Origin of the sequence: Rhizobium leguminosarum bv. viciae (genome assembly GCF_012276115.1) — a bacterium.
GTDB lineage: Bacteria > Pseudomonadota > Alphaproteobacteria > Rhizobiales > Rhizobiaceae > Rhizobium > Rhizobium leguminosarum_T.
This window is the reverse complement of the sequence record NZ_WIEU01000001.1, coordinates 1-15,454: the sequence shown is the minus strand read 5'-3', so window position 1 is coordinate 15,454 and position 15,454 is coordinate 1. Positions and strand designations below refer to the sequence as shown.

The following is a 15,454-nucleotide window of genomic DNA, read 5'->3' as shown; positions in this document are numbered from 1 at the left end:
ACAATCCATAAGGGGAACGCCATGACCATTTCCTTTCGCACCGGCGTGATGTCGCTGGCTGTCGCCGCTCTGTTGTCCACGCCTGCGCTGGCCGAAGGCAGCAAGCTCGATGAAGTGCTGGCCCGCGGCCATCTCGTCCTCGGCACGGGCAGCACCAATGCGCCTTGGCACTTCAAGAGCGCCGACGACAAGCTTCAGGGATTCGACGTCGACATGGGCCACATCATCGCCAAGGCGCTCTTCGGCGATCCTGAGAAGATCGAGTATGTGAACCAGTCCTCCGACGCCCGCATCCCGAACATCACCACCGACAAAGTCGACATCACCTGCCAGTTCATGACCGTTACCGGCGAACGCGCCCAGCAGGTTGCCTTCACCATTCCTTATTATCGCGAGGGTGTCGGCCTGATGCTCAAGGCGGATGGCAAATATGCCGACTACGCCACCCTCAAGGCGGCCGGCTCCTCCGTCACCATCTCGGTTCTCCAGAACGTCTACGCCGAGGCGATGGTGCATGCGGCCTTGCCGGAGGCGACCGTCGACCAATACGATTCCGTCGACCTGATCTATCAGGCGCTGGAATCGGGACGCGCCGATGCAGTCGCCACGGACCAGTCGTCGCTCGCCTGGTACATGACGCAGAACCCGGGCCGCTATAAAGATGCCGGCTACGGCTGGAACCCGCAGACCTACGCCTGCGGCGTCAAGCGCGGCGATCAGGACTGGCTGAACTTCGTCAACACCGCCCTGCACGAAGCCATGACCGGCGTTGAATTCGACTTTTACGCCAAGTCCTTCAAGACCTGGTTCGGCAAAGATCTGACGCCGCCGCAGATCGGCTTCCCGGTCGAGTTCAAGTAACAGCCATGCGGAGCGGGACATATTTCCCGCTCTGCATTTAAAGAGTGAGAGCATGATGCCGAAAACCGCTCGCACTTTTCGGCATCATGCTCTGGCCTGAAAGGACGGCCCGTATGGGTTACACGCTGAATTTCGCTGCCGTCTGGCGCAACTTCGATTTTCTCTTGAGCGGGCTCGCGCTCAGTCTCGGCCTTGCGGTGATCTCGATCCTGATCGGGGCCGCGATCGGCCTTGTCGTGGCCTTCGCGCTGACATCCAAGAGCCGTTTTGCAGTTGTGCCGGCACGGGTCTATGTCACTGTCATTCGCAACCTGCCGATTCTCGTCCTGGTGCTTTTCGTGTTTTTCGCGCTGCCGCAGATGGGCGTGCGCCTCGACAAGATAAAAAGCTTCGTCCTGGTTCTGTCGCTTTATTCCGGCGCCTATCTGGCTGAGGTGTTCCGCGCCGGGCTGCTGTCTATTCCGAGAGGACTGACGGAAGCGGGGCTTGCTATCGGCCTGACGGGGATGCAGATCCGCAGCTCCATCATCGCTCCGCTGATGCTGCGCAACGTGCTGCCATCGCTTTCCTCGACGATCATCTCGCTCTTCAAGGACACCTCGCTTGCCGCCGCCATCGCCGTGCCTGAACTGACGTTTGCCGCCCGCAAGATCAATGTCGAGAGCTTCCGCGTCATAGAAACTTGGATGGTCACATCAGCCCTCTATGTCGCGACCTGTTTCCTCATCGCCGCCGTGATGCGCTTCGTCGAGCGCCGTCTGGCCCTGCCGAGATAAGCCGATGTCCCACACCTTTCTCGAACAACTCTGGATCGCCCGACACGTCGTCATGAACGGCATCGGCGTGACCGTGTCGATCTCCCTGCTGGCCATCCTCGCGGGTTCCATACTCGGCGTTTTCGTCGGTTTGGCGCTCGTCTATGGCGGCGTTGTTCTGCGTCTGGCCGTGCGCGCCTATACGGATATCATCCGTGGCACGCCGGTGCTCGTGCTGGTGCTGGCGAGCTACTATGTCTCCGCCGCCGTCGGCCTCGATCTCGGGCCGTTCTCGGCCGGCGTGCTCGCCCTTGCCATCTTCTGCTCCTCCCATGTCGGCGAAATCGTGCGCGGGGCGCTTCAGGCGATCCCGAAAGGGCAGACCGAAGCCGCCAAGGCGATCGGCTTGACCTTTACCCAGACCTTCACCTCGGTGCTGTGGCCGCAGGCCATGCGCCAGTGCCTGCCGGCCTGGGTGAATACGGCGGCCGAGATGGTGAAGGCCTCGACGCTGCTCTCCGTCATCGGCGTCGCGGAGCTTCTCCTGCGCACGCAGGAAATCATCTCCCGCAATTTCATGAGCCTCCAGTTCTATTTCCTGGCCGGTGGTCTCTATTTCATCATCAACTACGGCATCGAGCACTTCGGCAAATATGTCGAGCGCAAGACCGCCCTGCCGTCCTGAGGAGACACCCCGATGGCCAAGACCATTCTCGACATCCAGGGTCTGCGCAAGACTTACGGCATCCACGAAGTCCTCAAGGGCGTCGATTGCGCCGTTGAGGAGGGCGAAGTCATTTCCATCATCGGCTCGTCCGGCTCCGGAAAGACCACCTTGCTGCGCTGCATCAACATGCTCGAAGAGTTCCAGGGCGGCACGATCAGCCTCGATGGCGAGGAGATCGGCTACCGCGCCGAAGGCGCGACGCGGCGCCGCAAGAGCGAGAAGGAGATAGCGCGCCAGCGCGCGCTGACCGGCATGGCGTTTCAGCAGTTCAATCTCTTCCCGCATATGAGCGCCGCTGAAAACGTCATGCTCGGCCTCGTCAAGGTGAAGAAGATGACGAAGCCGGATGCGCGCGCCATCGCGGAAAAATGGCTCGATCGTGTCGGCCTTTCCGCCCGCGCGAACCATTATCCCGGCCAGCTGTCCGGCGGCCAGCAGCAGCGCGTCGCGATCGCCCGCGCCATCGCCATGTCGCCGAGGCTGATGCTGTTCGACGAAGTGACCTCCGCGCTCGACCCCGAGCTGGTGGGCGAAGTGCTCCAGGTCATCAAGGGGCTTGCCGCCGACGGCATGACCATGCTGCTCGTCACGCACGAGATGCGCTTTGCCTACGACGTTTCGTCACGGGTCATCTTCATGAATCAGGGGGTCATCTGCGAAGAGGGCGATCCGAAGGACATGTTCGTGCATCCGAAGACCGAACGACTGGCGGAATTCCTCAAAACCTCGAGTTTCAATTAGGCGAAAAGAAAGATCCCATGACCGTCCGCTCTGCGGATCGTCACGGGCGCTCGGTCCAAGGGTCGACAAGTTCGATCCCCAAGCCCTCGAAATCCTTTATATTGCGCGTGGCGAGGATGAGATCGTGAGCAATCGCGGTGGCGGCAATCAGGCCGTCCATTGACGACAAGCCGCGTCCGCTTCGCTTTGCGAGCCCCGTCAAGTCGCCCCAGGCTATCGCAACCGGCTGGTCCACGGGGATGACGCGCTGCTCGAAGCGCTGCGGCAGATCCTGGGCAAGCCATTCGGCCAGCGCGTCGCGCTTCCGACCGCTTCCCATCAATGCAACACCACGCCGGATCTCCGCGATCGATACGGTGCTGATGAATGAGCGATCCTCGTCGAGACTGTCCAGCCATTGTAGGACATGTGCATCGGGACGCGGCCTTGTCACCTCGGAAAGCACGTTGGTGTCCAGCAGAAGTCTCACAGCTAGAGATCTCGCGGTTCGTCGCGCTGTCGTTCGAGGTCCAGATCGGCGCCACGCAGCGGCGATTGCATCAGAAACTCTGCAAGGGTGCCCTTGCGCGCGGTCTTCCGCTGCCATTCCTCGGCCGAAACGACGACGACGCTTGGTTTACCATTGCGCATGATCGTTTGCGGCGTTGCTTGCGCGCGTTCGATAACCTCAGACAGCTTGGCCTTCGCACTGGCGACGGTCCAACGTTTATCCTCTGATCGTGATGGTTGCATTCGCTCTATCCTGACTATAGTGACTACCATGACTATATAAGCCGAAGCGGTCCAGCCGCAAGCAACTTTTCGATAGGGAAGGGGCTTTGCCGGCTTTGGGCGGCCAACGCTGAGGAGTTTGCAAGGAATTTGCGGGGACTCGCTCAATTTACGCTCAGTCTGCATTCCCAGCGTGCAAATTCCAGGGCGAGGGATCCGAGACATCTTGGAAATCCTGAACGCAGAATTTTGGCACGAGCTTTGCTTTCCTGTCTTGTATGCAAGATAGCCACACATCTGAGAGCACGCAGAAGACCATCGAGGAGACGATCGTTTCCGGGATTCTTTCAGCTAAAATTCGGCCTGGGACGCGTCTCAGCGAAAACCAGCTGGCGGCGCTCTTCGGTGTGTCTCGAACCCGCGTCCGCGAAGCCATGATGCGCCTGGAAACACGCGGCATCGTGCATGTCAGTCCGAGACGAGGCTGGTTTGTTGTCGAGCCGTCCGCTGAAGAGGCGACCGCAGTCTATGAGGCACGGCGCGTCATCGAAGCCGGGTTGCTGCGCGGCATGCGCGTGCTGACAGGCGAGGGACGCGAAGCGCTCGACGCGCATTTGAACGAGGAAAAAAGCGCAATGGCTGCGGGCGACCGCCAGCGCCTGACCTATTTGATGGGCGATTTCCACATCCGCATCGCAGAATTGAGCGGTAACGCCATCATCGTCGACATCCTCCGCGATCTCACCGCGCGGACGATCCTCATTTCGATGCTCTATCAGTCTGAATTTCATGCCGCACAGTCCCATGACGGGCATTGCCGGATCTTCGAGGCCATGCAAGCGGGCGATTTCGTCAGAGCCGCAGAACTCTCCATCGAACATCTGGACGAAGTGGAAACGGGCCTCGACCTCACCACACGCCCGGACCCGCTCTCGGAACTGCGCAGTTCCCTGTCACTTCCTCCCAAGACCGTATCCTCCGCCCAAACTGTCAGACCCCAGAAACCACACATCCAAAGGAGCAATTAAACTATGCTGACAAGACGAGTCTTCTTCGCCATGGCGACCCTGGCTGCAACCTTCGGCTTCGGCTCGGCGTCTTACGCCGATGCTCTCGCCGACATCACGGCGCGCGGTACGCTGCGTGTCGCCGTTCCGCAGGATTTCCCGCCCTTCGGCAGCGTCGGTACCGATATGGCGCCGATGGGCTACGATATCGATGTGGCCAATCTCATTGCCGAAAAGCTGGGCGTCAAGACCGAACTCGTGCCGGTCACCAGCGCCAACCGCGTTCCCTATCTGCAGACGAACAAAGTCGATCTGGTCATATCAAGCCTCGGAAAGAATGCGGAGCGCGAAAAGGTGATCGATTTCACCACCGCCTACGCACCCTTCTTCAACGGCGTGTTCGCACCGGCCGATCTTTCGATCGCCAAGGTGGAAGATCTCGCCGGCAAGAGCATCGGCGTCACGCGCGGCGCCGTGGAGGATCTCGAGCTGACGAAGATCGCGCCGGCCGACGCGACGATCAAGCGCTACGAGGACAATAATGGCACCATCTCGGCCTTTCTGTCCGGCCAGGTCGACACCATCGCTACCGGCAACGTCGTGGCCGCTGCGATCCTCGCCAAAAATCCTCCCAAGCGCCCTGAGATGAAGTTCCTTATCAAGAACTCGCCCTGCTACATCGGTCTCAACAAGGAACAGGCAGCTCTTCTGGAGAAGGTGAACGGCATTGTCGCCGCCGCAAAAACCGATGGCGCGCTGAACGCCATATCGCAGAAGTGGCTCGGCGCCGATCTCCCGTCGGATCTCTAAGGACCGGTCTCACGGATGTCATCCCGCGCCCGCGAGCGGGATGACATGACGCTCCGTCGCCACAAGAGGGGACAATTCCTTGAGTTACCATTTCGAATTCGGCTGGCTGCTTGAATATTATCCTGAGATCATCAAGGGCATACTGATCACGCTGGAGCTTATCGCGATCGGCGGAGTGCTCGGCATATCGCTCGGCATCTTCTGTGCCTGGGTGCGTGCACTCGGCCCGGCCTGGCTGAAGCCTGTCGTGGCGACCTATGTCGAGCTGATCCGCAACACGCCGTTCCTGATCCAGCTCTTTTTCATCTTTTTCGGCCTGCCGTCGCTCGGCCTGCAGCTTTCCGAGCTGACGGCTGCGAACCTCGCGATGGTCGTCAACCTCGGCGCCTATAGCTGCGAAATCATCCGCGCGGGCATCCAGGCAACCCCGAAAGGCCAGTTCGAGGCAGGCGAGAGCCTTGCCATGACGCGCTTCGAAACCTTCCGGCATGTCGTTCTCGTGCCATCCCTGCAGCGCATCTGGCCGGCGCTGTCGTCGCAAGTGGTCATCGTCATGCTCGGCTCATCGGTCGTCTCGCAGATCGCCGCCGAGGATCTGACCTTTGCCGCAAACTTCATACAATCGCGAACCTTCCGCGCCTTCGAGGCCTACATCGTTTCGACAGCCATCTATCTTGTGCTGGCGATCCTGCTCCGGCAGCTGCTGGGGATGGTCGGCGGGTTCATTTTCCCGAGGAGAGCAGCACGATGATCGAGTTCACACTCTGGGACATCCTGCGCAACCTGCTGCTCGCCACCCGCTGGACGATCCTGCTTTCGCTCGTCTCGTTCATCGGCGGCGGCGCAGTCGGACTGGGGCTGCTGTTCCTGCGCATCAGCAAGCGCAAGGCATTCAAGGCACTCGCGAAATATTACATCGAGCTCTTCCAGGGCACGCCGCTGCTGATGCAGCTCTTCATCGCATTTTTCGGTCTCGGCCTCTTCGGGATAGACGTACCGGCCTGGCTTGCTGCGGGATTGGCGCTCACCCTGTGGAGTGCCGCCTTTCTCGCCGAAATCTGGCGAGGCTGCGTCGAAGCGGTCGCGCGGGGTCAATGGGAAGCCTCCGCCAGCCTCGGTATGGGCCGGTTGCAGCAGATGCGCTATGTCATTCTCCCGCAGGCGCTGAGGGTCGCCATACCGCCGACGGTCGGTTTCTCCGTTCAAATCGTCAAGGGAACGGCGCTGACCTCGATCATCGGTTTCGTCGAATTGTCGAAAGCCGGCACGGTCGTCACCAATGCCACTTTCCAGCCCTTCACCGTCTACGGGCTCGTCGCTCTCATCTACTTCGCCCTTTGCTGGCCTTTGTCAAAAAGCAGCCAGATCCTGGAAAGGAAGCTCAATGTCGCTCATCGAAATCACTGAAGTCCGCAAGAGCTTTGGCACCACCGAAGTGCTGAAAGGCATCAATCTCGATGTGGAGGCCGGCGAGGTCATCGCCATCATCGGCAAAAGCGGCTCGGGCAAATCGACCCTGCTTCGCTGCATCAACGGCCTGGAGACCATCACTGACGGCTCCATCTCCGTGGCCGGCGCGCAGCTCCTTGATGACGAAGTCCATCTGAAGGCACTGCGCCTCAAGGTCGGCATGATCTTTCAGCAGTTCAACCTCTTTCCGCACCTGACCGTCGGCGGCAACGTCATGCTGTCGCAGACCGTGGTCAAGAAGACCCCGAAAGCCGAAGCCGAGGCCACCGCCCGCAAGATGCTGGAGCGGGTAGGGCTGGGTCACAGGTTCGACGCCTATCCGGACGAGCTCTCGGGCGGCCAGCAGCAGCGTGTCGCCATCGCCCGCGCGCTGGCCATGCAACCGACAGCACTTCTCTGCGACGAAATCACCTCGGCGCTCGATCCGGAACTGGTCGCCGAAGTTCTGGCCGTCGTGCGCGAACTCGCCGCTGAGGGAATGACCCTCCTGATGGTGACGCACGAGATGAAGTTCGCCCGCGACGTCTGCAACCGCGTCGTCTTCATGCACCAGGGCCGAGTCCACGAAGCAGGCCCGCCGGAGGAAGTCTTTGCCAATCCGCAGTCTGCTGAGCTGAAGCAATTTCTCGGTGTCAACTAGGAGGCCGTGAGAATAGCCGACTTGGCGGATCGAGCATTTTTATGGCGTGCTGCGTTTGCGCGTCGATTATCCGCTCGGCAACCGGGCGCCTCTCGCCTATCTAACGCGGCTTGCTGCTCGATCTGCCGCCGCGCCGCCGGTGATCGCGGCCGACCGTCCTCAGGACTTCGGCCGAGGATGTCCCATCAACGCTTCATACTCTCTGTCGGACAATCGTTCGATTGTCCTCAGCTGCGCTGGAATATCCATCCGCTCATGCAAGACCGCGGCAATGACGAAGGTTGAGTCGTCAACGACGATGTATACGGCGTAATGGTGTTCTATCTTGTGGAGCCGGAAGAGCGAATTCCCGGCGCGCTCGTCTTTCTTTATCCTTACGCGGGCATAGGCTTCGGGGATGCCTTCAAATCCCGCCCGCAGCAAGCGACCATATGCTTTCGCCTGTTCGGCGGACCATTTTCGCGCCGTTTCGCGGACTGCCAGACGGTAGTTATCAAGGGCGGTCGGGAGGATGAGAACGCGAGGAGTCACTAGCGCAGTTCTTCATCCAGCTCCGCGTCGATAGCATCCAGAGCGGAAAGGGGCAGCATCTCTCCGCGCCGGAATTCCTCTTCCGCCCGCAGCAGCGAGCGGATGGCATAGCGGCGATCTTCTTCGCGTGCCATATCTTCGCGAATAAGGGCGCGTACATATTCGCTCGGCGTCGTGTACTGGCTCTTCCCGTTGGCGCGCATATCGACGAAGGCGCGCATTTCATCGGGCAAGCTCACATGCAGGCTGCTGGTCATGTAGCACCCTCCTTATCAAATTCCTGAAATTGTTCTGCATCCGGGTCGCGATGTCAATATTTGACATTGAGATTCGGTCCCTTCCAAATATCCCCGTGGCTCCAAGACGTTCATGACGTGGGCGGATGCAGCCGCGTATCGAGGGCAAAAGCCTCCTGGAACTTCAGCGCATAGGCGCCCGTTGCGCCGCCTGCCAGAAAAATCAGGTTCCAGCTATGCCGCGAGACCGCGCTCGGGATCGCCACGAAACGATGCTGTCGAAGCAAATCGTCTCCGAAGGTTTGCTGTCCGGCGCTGGGAATGCCCGGGCGCAACCAGTTGGGATTGGGCACGTTTCCCGGATCGACAACATGGATATCGCCGACGTCGGCAATGACAGCTGCCGTCATCCTGTGCGCCACGGTGTCGAGCGCCCGGAACCCCTTGTGGACCGCGACTTCAAGGATCGCCGTCGCGGGATCGAGCGAGCAGTAGACCGCGCGAACCCCCTTGCTGTTCCAGCGGCCGCCAACCCGATAGGCGCCTTCTCCGCTATCCCAAGTCGGCGCATGGACGGCCTGATCGAGCCGCCACGCGACCAGCTCGGTCCCGCCGAGCGCGATCGGCAAAAGGGTCATGCATAGACGCCGTATTCCAGGCGATCGAGATGATCCTCGACAAGCTCGACGCCGGCGGGCGTCCCGAGAAGATCGATCGGGCGGCGCTGCTCAAGTCCGACCGCCGGACGCTCCAGCCATTGTTCGGCTTCTGCCTGCGATCCGAAGATATCCGTTGCCTTTGCGAGGATCTCGGCGAATTTCCACGCGCGGCCGCTCTGTTCCTGGCTGAGCGGCTTGGAAGGCGTATCCTTCCGCCGCTGCCAGGTGCGCAAGCTCATGCCCACCGCCTTTTCGAGAGACTCGTTCTTGCCGAGGACGACGAGAGTACCGACAAGATGATCCAGTGCTGTTGCAGGCAGGCCGTGCAGGAGCAGCTCATGGGCGTCGAGGGCATTGGTCAGGCTACGCGACAGAATGCGCGAACCGCCGAGCAATGCTTCTATTTTTTGCAGTTCACCACCGCCTGCCGCTGAAGAAGGTGCTTTTGCTGCGACGGCCATGATCTTTCTCCTGCGTCATCTGTCGCTTTTTATATGTCATGTGTCGCGACAAATTTCAAGATCTGACGGGCGTATCCGGCGTATCGGCCGCGGAACCGTGCCTTTCTCGCTGCCGGCGCCAAACAAGCGGGCAGGCGGGCGATGGCACCGCCTGCCAAGGGCAGCTTGCAGCGGATTGAAATGCCGCGATCCCCACTGCTTTAAGAGGCTGGGTTGCGGCGTTCCAATTCCGTAAGCGCGCGCGGGAATGGCAGGCAGGGCTGCCGCTCCCGGGATTGTCAGTCTTTTTTGCTGGTCGGCGCAGGCAGCAAGATGGGCTCGACCGAATGTTTCGGTGCCATCAGCTGTGCAAGAATGTCGTCGGCCGAATGGCTCGAACTGCCAATACCGGCCTCGCGCAGCTGACGATCGAGGTCGCTGCCGTTTTCCAGCGCGGCCAGTTCGGCACCGGCTTCGATGCGGCCGGCAGTGACTTCCTGGCGTTTCTTGATGCGTTCGAGACTTTCGACGGCGCTACCGAGGCGGGTATTGATGCCCGACTGGCTATGGGCGATCGCCGATTGAGCGCGCAGCAGCGACTCATTGGCTTTGACATTCCCCACCTCGCGCTTCATCTGAGCAATGCGCGCTTCGGTCTCCTGGATCGTGCGCAGCATCTGCTGCTGGCGGGGCAGCAGCCGATCGAGCTCTTCCTGGTCGCGCTGCACTTCGGCACGGATACTCGCAATGCGCTGAGCCAGACCTTGAGCGAGATCCGTGCGGCCCGCGGAGATCGCGGCACGAGCGCTGTCGGTATCCTTGGTGTCCTTGGCGCGGTTTTCTTCAAGTCGGCGCATGACGCTCTTGTTGGAAGCCATGATGCCGGCCAGATCGGATCGCGCACTGCGCAGCGACTGTTCTGCGTCGCGGATTTCCTGGTCAAGAATGCGCATGGACTGGCTGTCGGCGGCCGCTTCCGCTGCCTCGTTGATGCCGCCGCGAATGGCGGTGAAAATCTTTCCCCAGGTGCTCATGCTGCAATCTCCCCGCTTTTCCATTCTTCAATCATATGTGCCGCATCGACGGCATTGGCAGCCAGAATCGCGACTTCCTCTACCACCGTCTCGGCCGGCGAGCGTGCTGACAGCGAGCCGAACAATTCATACCATTCCTCACCGTCGATCGTGGTGATGCCGAAGCTGGAGAGCGGCACGAACTTATGGGTCTTCAGCACCATACGTTCGAAGGCTTCTCGATTGGACACGTCCTTGCAGGGCACCAGAACAGCGCTGACTAGGATGTCGCGCTCCCCGCTTACCGCGACGAAGACGTCGAGATCGCCTTTTTCCTTAAGAGTCACGCATATGACGTCGCCCTGTTCGGGTACGGCTACATCCACATCACCCAGTGCGTCGGGATCGGCGGCGAACAGGCGCGTTAAAGTGGTGAGGTTCCAGGTCTCCAAAAAGTCCTCCATCGGTTGGAACGTCAAAATATTTGGGTAATCGGTTTGCAACTTAAAGATCTGGTGCGCTAAATAAATTTCGCTAGGGTACGCGTTGGGAACGGGGGCGAATCGCTTGCCATTTATCGCTTCATTGATGCGGCGTGTATATCTCTCGCTCAGCGAATTGGCCTGGTCAGCCCTTTTTGTTATCCTCGTGATCCACCTGGTCGCTTCTTATCTGCTCTTCATGCTCGCCGGCGAAGGCGATCTGGTCGGTAATCCGGTCGATTTTCTTTATTACTATATGGTGACGGCAACGACTGTCGGCTATGGAGATCTTTCTCCAAAATCGGGGCCTGGCCGATTAATTGCCGTCCTGTTCGTTCTTCCCGGCGGCATTGCCATCTTCACCGCTGTTCTTGGCAAGTTGTTGACAAATATCGGTACGATCTGGAGAAACCGCATGCGCGGATTGGGTGATTACAGCGAACGCGCCGGCCATATCATCGTCCTGGGCTGGCAAGAGGGGCAGACATACCAGACGCTGCGGCTGCTGCATGCCGAACGACAGGCCAACGAACCGATGAGCGTTTTGGTTGCCAAGGACCTGCCGGAAAATCCCGCCAGCAATTACGCCGACTATATCAGAACCGAGCGGCTTGCCGATGCCGACGCTCTGGTGCGGGCCGGAGTGGCGAAGGCGCGCGCGATCATCGCGCGCGGTGCAAATGACGACGAGACGCTCGCCGCCGTGCTGATTGCCGAAGACCACGCGCCCAATGCCCATATCGTCGCCTATTTCGCCGACGACCGCACGGCACAGATGGTCAAACAACGCCGGCCGCGCGTCGAGGCGGTGGGCTCGCTCGCCGAGGAGCTGCTGTCGCGTTCCGCTCGTGATCCAGGCTCTTCGGAAATCGCCGCACGGCTGCTGTCGGCCGCTTCCACCGACACGGCGTTTTCGCTGCCGGTACCGCCTTTGCAAACGCCGCTACTCTATGGGGACGTGTTTTTAAGGCTCAAGCGTCAGCATAATGTGACGCTGGTGGGCATGCTGAGCCAGGGCATGACCGACCTCAATTGCCAGGACGAGACGCTGATGCGGGGCGGCGAGACCCTTTACTACATCAGCGGAATGCGGCTAGATCCCGCTGCCATCGCTTGGGCTCGAATGGGAGACGTATCATGATCGGCTGGTTCGGCAGAGACAAGAACGAAAGGCCCTTACCCAAAGAACTTGGCCCGTTGAGCGCCGCCATCGGGGGGGCGTTGGACATCGATTTCCTCTCCCTCGAAGCCGAGGCTTTGGCCGGCCAGCCGGCGATGCCGCTGCCACGGAGCGGCCCGTTCATCATCGCCGCCTACGGTGAGGTTTCGCTCGATGCCGCGACGGTTCTGTCGCGCTACTACGATGAGGACCATCGGATGATTCAGGTGATGTCGACGTCGGGCCAGCCGGGTGATGTCGACGACATCAGCTTTTATCAGCCCTGGGACAGCGTCGTGCCTGCCGGGCAGGGCGAATGGAACCGCTGGACCGGGCCGGACGGCCTGATCGGTCAGCCAAGCTACGATGCCGATGGCATCCTCTATAGCCGCTTCTGGGGCGAGGGCCCGGAGCGCACCCCATTGGCGGAGTTTGTCGAGAAGGTCGACGACGGTGAGGCGCAGCGCTCCATTCACCAGACTTGCATGTTGTATTATCGCCCGCTTGGTTCGACGCGCGAAATGCTTCTGATCAATGTCGAGCGCGACCTGGATCTCGGACAGAGCCAGGCGGGCAGCTCGGTGGAATTTCTGATCGGCTATGGACTCACTCCGGCCGATGTTCGCCGCGTCTGAGGAGATTCTATCAATTTCAACGGAGGACTTTTTCAATGCTCGATTATGTGGCGGGTCTGCCTGCCTTCCTCGGCTATTTCGCCGTCGGTCTTGCCGCCTATGGCGTTTTTGCGGTGATCTACACATTCTTGACGCCACAAAAGGAAGTCCAACTCATTCGCGCAGGCAATCTTGCCGCCGTCACGGCATTCTTGGGCGCGCTTGTCGGTTTCAGCCTGCCTCTGGCTTCGGCTGCAGCCAATTCGGTCAGCATCGTCGACTACATCATATGGGCGGTGGTCGGCATTCTGGCGCAGATCCTCGCTTTCTATATCGCGAATTTCACCATGACGGATCTGCATGAAAAGATCACTGCGGACGATATCGCCGCGGGCATATGGGGTGGCGGCATCGCGCTCGTCATCGGTATTCTCAACGCCGCCTGCATGACCTATTGAGGGAGGGAACGATGCGCAGACGCATGACCGGGCACAAACGACCTTTCCTGGCCCTCGGCACTATTGCTGCCTCGACCCTGGCGCTGTCGGGTTGCGGCGATCAGACACCTTCGGAGACAATGTTCACCTCGGTCGACCAATGCGTGACTTCCGGCATGGACCGGCAGGTCTGCCAGGCAGGCTATCAGGATGCGATGCGCGCCCATCTCGCCGCCGCGCCGCGTTTCAACGGCATGGCCGCCTGCGAGGCCGAATACGGCTCGGGCCAATGCACGGAACAGTCGGCCGGTGCCGTCCCCAACAATACCGGCGGAGGCGGCAGCTTTTTCGTGCCGTTCCTGACAGGCTACGTGCTGTCTTCCACACTCAACAACATCGGCGACTATTACAATTATCGCCGGCGCCAGGAGGAGAGTGGCTCCTACGGCTCGACACCAATTTATCGCAATCGCTCGGGGCAAACGGTGACAACGACTGTTCGCTCGGGCGGCAACGACACCGCGATCGCGCCCTCGCGTCAGACTGTCAAGCCGGTCAACGTCAACACTCGCACCGTTGCCCGTCAAGGCTTCGGGGGCCGTTCGTCGTTCAGTTTCGGCGGCTGACATGAAGCGCATCACCCTTCCGGCGCGTCCTGATTGGCTTGACAAGGCGCGCGCCGTCGGCTTCGGGTTTCACGTCATGTATGGCGAGCCCTATTGGCTCGACGATGCCGCCTATACGTTCACGCTCGATGAGATCGAGATGCAGATCGAAGGGCCGAGCCAGGAACTGCACGACATGTGCATGGATATGGTCGGCGATATCGTCAGAAGCGAAGAGACGCTCGACAGGCTGGCCATTCCGGAGGACCTGCGCGATGTGGTGCAGCGCTCCTGGCAGCGCCGCGACCGGCACCTCTATGGCCGTTTCGATCTTGCTTACGACGGCACTGGTCCGGCCAAGTTGCTCGAATACAACGCCGATACCCCGACTTCGGTGTTCGAGACAGCCTATTTCCAGTTCAACTGGCTGACCGACCAGATGGCTTTGGGTGTTTTGCCCAAGGATGCGGACCAGTATAATTCCTTGCAGGAAAGCCTCGTCGAGGCGTTCGAGCAATTTTCCAAGGAGTCGATCTTCCACTTCGCGGCGATGACCGACAATGAGGAGGATCGCGGCACGACGGTCTATCTGATGGACTGTGCAGTGCAGGCCGGCCATCGCGTCGAGCTTCTGGACATCCGCGAGATCGGCATCGATGCGCAGGGCCGCTACACCGACCTCAAGGATCGGGTGATCGACCGCTGCTTCAAGCTGTACCCCTGGGAATTCATGCTGCGCGAGCCGTTCGCCCGCGATCTCGTGCGCTCGGGCGATGTTTTCGTCGAGCCCGCCTGGAAGGCCGTGCTCTCCAACAAAGGGCTTCTGCCTCTGCTCTGGCAGCGCCACCCCAATCATCCCAACCTGCTGCCCAGCTATTTCACCGACGACCCGGCGGTCTCGACTTTGACGGACTATGTGCGCAAACCGCTGCTGTCGCGAGAAGGCGAGAACGTCACGATATACCGAGATGGCCGTGAATTGATTTCCGCCCCCGGCGATTATGGCGACGAAGGCTTTATCGTCCAGGCCTATGCCCCGCTTTTCGAAAGCGATGGCGGCTTCGCCGTGCTCGGCAGTTGGATCGTCGGTGATCGCGCCTGCGGGCTTGCCGTCCGCGAGGACCGCTCGCGCATAACCGCCAATCTATCGCGTTTCGTGCCGCACGTCATCGTCGGGTAGGAGGAGATATATCGCTTCAGGCGCAGCGATCTTCGTCTATGCGTCGAGCGATGCCGGCCAAGTTTCTCGACGATAACTTCGACGCTGATCCCAGCCGTGCGCCAGCGGGCAATCTTGCGGCGTTCATCCATATCGATCTGGGAGTAGGTGCAATTCATATCTCGTTCCTTGCAAGGATAAACCGTTGTTATCTATTGCAAGTCGCACTTCATCCTTGAGCCCACCCGGCTACACTGTGGCGGGGAAGTTGGAATGTCCGCTCTGGCGCAAAGTAGAAATGTCATTTTGGGCGTCGTCAGCCATTTAGAAATGCGATACCCGAGCGCCGACGACCAGCCCCCGACCGGACCGGCTGGGCGGGGTTGCAAGGGAAGGG

22 protein-coding genes and 1 pseudogene are annotated in these 15,454 nt (G+C 60.2%); 14 read left to right on the top strand and 9 right to left on the bottom strand.

The genetic code is table 11. From position 1 onward, the window contains the following. The first annotated feature begins 21 nt into the window (after positions 1–21). The 4 genes from GFM02_RS00110 (at position 22) to GFM02_RS00095 (ending at position 3,084) form a co-directional block, all read left to right on the top strand. Entirely contained in the window at positions 22–861 is an 840-nt protein-coding gene (locus GFM02_RS00110) for a transporter substrate-binding domain-containing protein (RefSeq protein WP_020047059.1), read from the top strand. 113 nt (positions 862–974) lie between these two features. After that, a complete protein-coding gene (locus GFM02_RS00105; protein ID WP_026264480.1) occupies positions 975–1,637 on the top strand; it encodes an amino acid ABC transporter permease in 663 nt (220 codons plus the stop codon). A gap of 4 nt (positions 1,638–1,641) precedes the next feature. Beyond that, positions 1,642–2,301, top strand: a complete 660-nt coding sequence (locus GFM02_RS00100) for an amino acid ABC transporter permease (protein WP_020047057.1) — start codon at positions 1,642–1,644, stop codon at positions 2,299–2,301. Between the two features lie 12 nt (positions 2,302–2,313). After that, entirely contained in the window at positions 2,314–3,084 is a 771-nt protein-coding gene (locus tag GFM02_RS00095) for an amino acid ABC transporter ATP-binding protein (RefSeq protein WP_168320391.1), read from the top strand. 40 nt (positions 3,085–3,124) lie between these two features. Here the strand turns inward: GFM02_RS00095 and GFM02_RS00090 are convergent, their stop codons facing one another. Both GFM02_RS00090 and GFM02_RS00085 read right to left on the bottom strand, forming a co-directional pair. Further along, positions 3,125–3,553 (bottom strand): PIN domain-containing protein, encoded by a 429-nt coding sequence (locus GFM02_RS00090; RefSeq protein WP_168320390.1) that lies wholly within the window; start codon positions 3,551–3,553, stop codon positions 3,125–3,127. Positions 3,554–3,555: 2 nt separating this feature from the next. Then, entirely contained in the window at positions 3,556–3,816 is a 261-nt protein-coding gene (locus GFM02_RS00085; RefSeq protein ID WP_168320389.1) for a type II toxin-antitoxin system prevent-host-death family antitoxin, read from the bottom strand. A 257-nt stretch (positions 3,817–4,073) separates the two neighbouring features. Here GFM02_RS00085 and GFM02_RS00080 point away from each other — a divergent pair, with 257 nt between their 5' ends. The 5 genes from GFM02_RS00080 (at position 4,074) to GFM02_RS00060 (ending at position 7,722) form a co-directional block, all read left to right on the top strand. Next, positions 4,074–4,823, top strand: a complete 750-nt coding sequence (locus GFM02_RS00080) for a GntR family transcriptional regulator (RefSeq protein WP_168320388.1) — start codon at positions 4,074–4,076, stop codon at positions 4,821–4,823. Between the two features lie 3 nt (positions 4,824–4,826). Further along, positions 4,827–5,612, top strand: coding sequence for a transporter substrate-binding domain-containing protein (locus tag GFM02_RS00075; protein WP_020047053.1), 786 nt, complete (start codon positions 4,827–4,829; stop codon positions 5,610–5,612). A 79-nt stretch (positions 5,613–5,691) separates the two neighbouring features. Further along, positions 5,692–6,363: an amino acid ABC transporter permease gene (locus tag GFM02_RS00070; RefSeq protein WP_020047052.1), complete on the top strand. Its 672-nt coding sequence runs from the start codon at positions 5,692–5,694 to the stop codon at positions 6,361–6,363. After that, positions 6,360–7,019, top strand: a complete 660-nt coding sequence (locus GFM02_RS00065; protein WP_017956570.1) for an amino acid ABC transporter permease — start codon at positions 6,360–6,362, stop codon at positions 7,017–7,019. Before GFM02_RS00070 ends, GFM02_RS00065 begins: the two co-directional genes overlap by 4 nt. After that, entirely contained in the window at positions 6,997–7,722 is a 726-nt protein-coding gene (locus tag GFM02_RS00060) for an amino acid ABC transporter ATP-binding protein (protein ID WP_168320387.1), read from the top strand. The genes GFM02_RS00065 and GFM02_RS00060 overlap by 23 nt, the downstream gene beginning before the upstream one ends. Positions 7,723–7,881: 159 nt before the next feature. On the opposite strand, the gene GFM02_RS00055 is transcribed toward GFM02_RS00060, so the two are convergent. The 6 genes from GFM02_RS00055 to GFM02_RS00030 form a co-directional block, all read right to left on the bottom strand. Next, positions 7,882–8,253, bottom strand: a complete 372-nt coding sequence (locus tag GFM02_RS00055) for a type II toxin-antitoxin system RelE/ParE family toxin (RefSeq protein ID WP_168320386.1) — start codon at positions 8,251–8,253, stop codon at positions 7,882–7,884. Further along, a complete protein-coding gene (locus GFM02_RS00050) occupies positions 8,253–8,510 on the bottom strand; it encodes a ribbon-helix-helix domain-containing protein (RefSeq protein WP_003550229.1) in 258 nt (85 codons plus the stop codon). The genes GFM02_RS00055 and GFM02_RS00050 overlap by 1 nt, the downstream gene beginning before the upstream one ends. A gap of 110 nt (positions 8,511–8,620) precedes the next feature. After that, a complete protein-coding gene (locus GFM02_RS00045; protein ID WP_168320385.1) occupies positions 8,621–9,127 on the bottom strand; it encodes an RES family NAD+ phosphorylase in 507 nt (168 codons plus the stop codon). Next, entirely contained in the window at positions 9,124–9,609 is a 486-nt protein-coding gene (gene parS, locus GFM02_RS00040) for a type II RES/Xre toxin-antitoxin system antitoxin (protein ID WP_012755584.1), read from the bottom strand. Before parS ends, GFM02_RS00045 begins: the two co-directional genes overlap by 4 nt. A 278-nt stretch (positions 9,610–9,887) precedes the next feature. After that, positions 9,888–10,622 carry a PspA/IM30 family protein gene (locus GFM02_RS00035; RefSeq protein WP_131627356.1) on the bottom strand — a complete coding sequence of 245 codons (735 nt, stop codon included), beginning with the start codon at positions 10,620–10,622 and terminating at the stop codon, positions 9,888–9,890. Continuing rightward, positions 10,619–11,065 (bottom strand): YjfI family protein, encoded by a 447-nt coding sequence (locus GFM02_RS00030; protein ID WP_029871137.1) that lies wholly within the window; start codon positions 11,063–11,065, stop codon positions 10,619–10,621. The genes GFM02_RS00035 and GFM02_RS00030 overlap by 4 nt, the downstream gene beginning before the upstream one ends. A 103-nt stretch (positions 11,066–11,168) precedes the next feature. On the opposite strand from GFM02_RS00030, the gene GFM02_RS00025 reads away from it, so the two are divergent. The 5 genes from GFM02_RS00025 to GFM02_RS00005 are packed head-to-tail and all read left to right on the top strand — an operon-like array spanning position 11,169 to position 15,078. Then, positions 11,169–12,224, top strand: a complete 1,056-nt coding sequence (locus GFM02_RS00025) for an ion channel (protein ID WP_168320782.1) — start codon at positions 11,169–11,171, stop codon at positions 12,222–12,224. Then, the gene (locus GFM02_RS00020) at positions 12,221–12,877 is read left to right on the top strand and encodes a YjfK family protein (RefSeq protein WP_168320384.1); all 657 of its coding nucleotides are present in this window, start codon (positions 12,221–12,223) and stop codon (positions 12,875–12,877) included. The genes GFM02_RS00025 and GFM02_RS00020 overlap by 4 nt, the downstream gene beginning before the upstream one ends. A gap of 35 nt (positions 12,878–12,912) precedes the next feature. After that, positions 12,913–13,314, top strand: coding sequence for a DUF350 domain-containing protein (locus GFM02_RS00015; RefSeq protein ID WP_027664870.1), 402 nt, complete (start codon positions 12,913–12,915; stop codon positions 13,312–13,314). An 11-nt stretch (positions 13,315–13,325) separates the two neighbouring features. Continuing rightward, positions 13,326–13,919, top strand: coding sequence for a DUF1190 domain-containing protein (locus tag GFM02_RS00010; protein WP_168320383.1), 594 nt, complete (start codon positions 13,326–13,328; stop codon positions 13,917–13,919). A gap of 1 nt (position 13,920) precedes the next feature. Beyond that, positions 13,921–15,078, top strand: a complete 1,158-nt coding sequence (locus GFM02_RS00005; protein ID WP_168320382.1) for a glutathionylspermidine synthase family protein — start codon at positions 13,921–13,923, stop codon at positions 15,076–15,078. A 41-nt stretch (positions 15,079–15,119) separates the two neighbouring features. On the opposite strand, the pseudogene GFM02_RS34880 reads toward GFM02_RS00005, so the two are convergent. Further along, positions 15,120–15,236: pseudogene (locus tag GFM02_RS34880) on the bottom strand (helix-turn-helix domain-containing protein); the annotation flags it as partial. Positions 15,237–15,454: the final 218 nt, after the last annotated feature.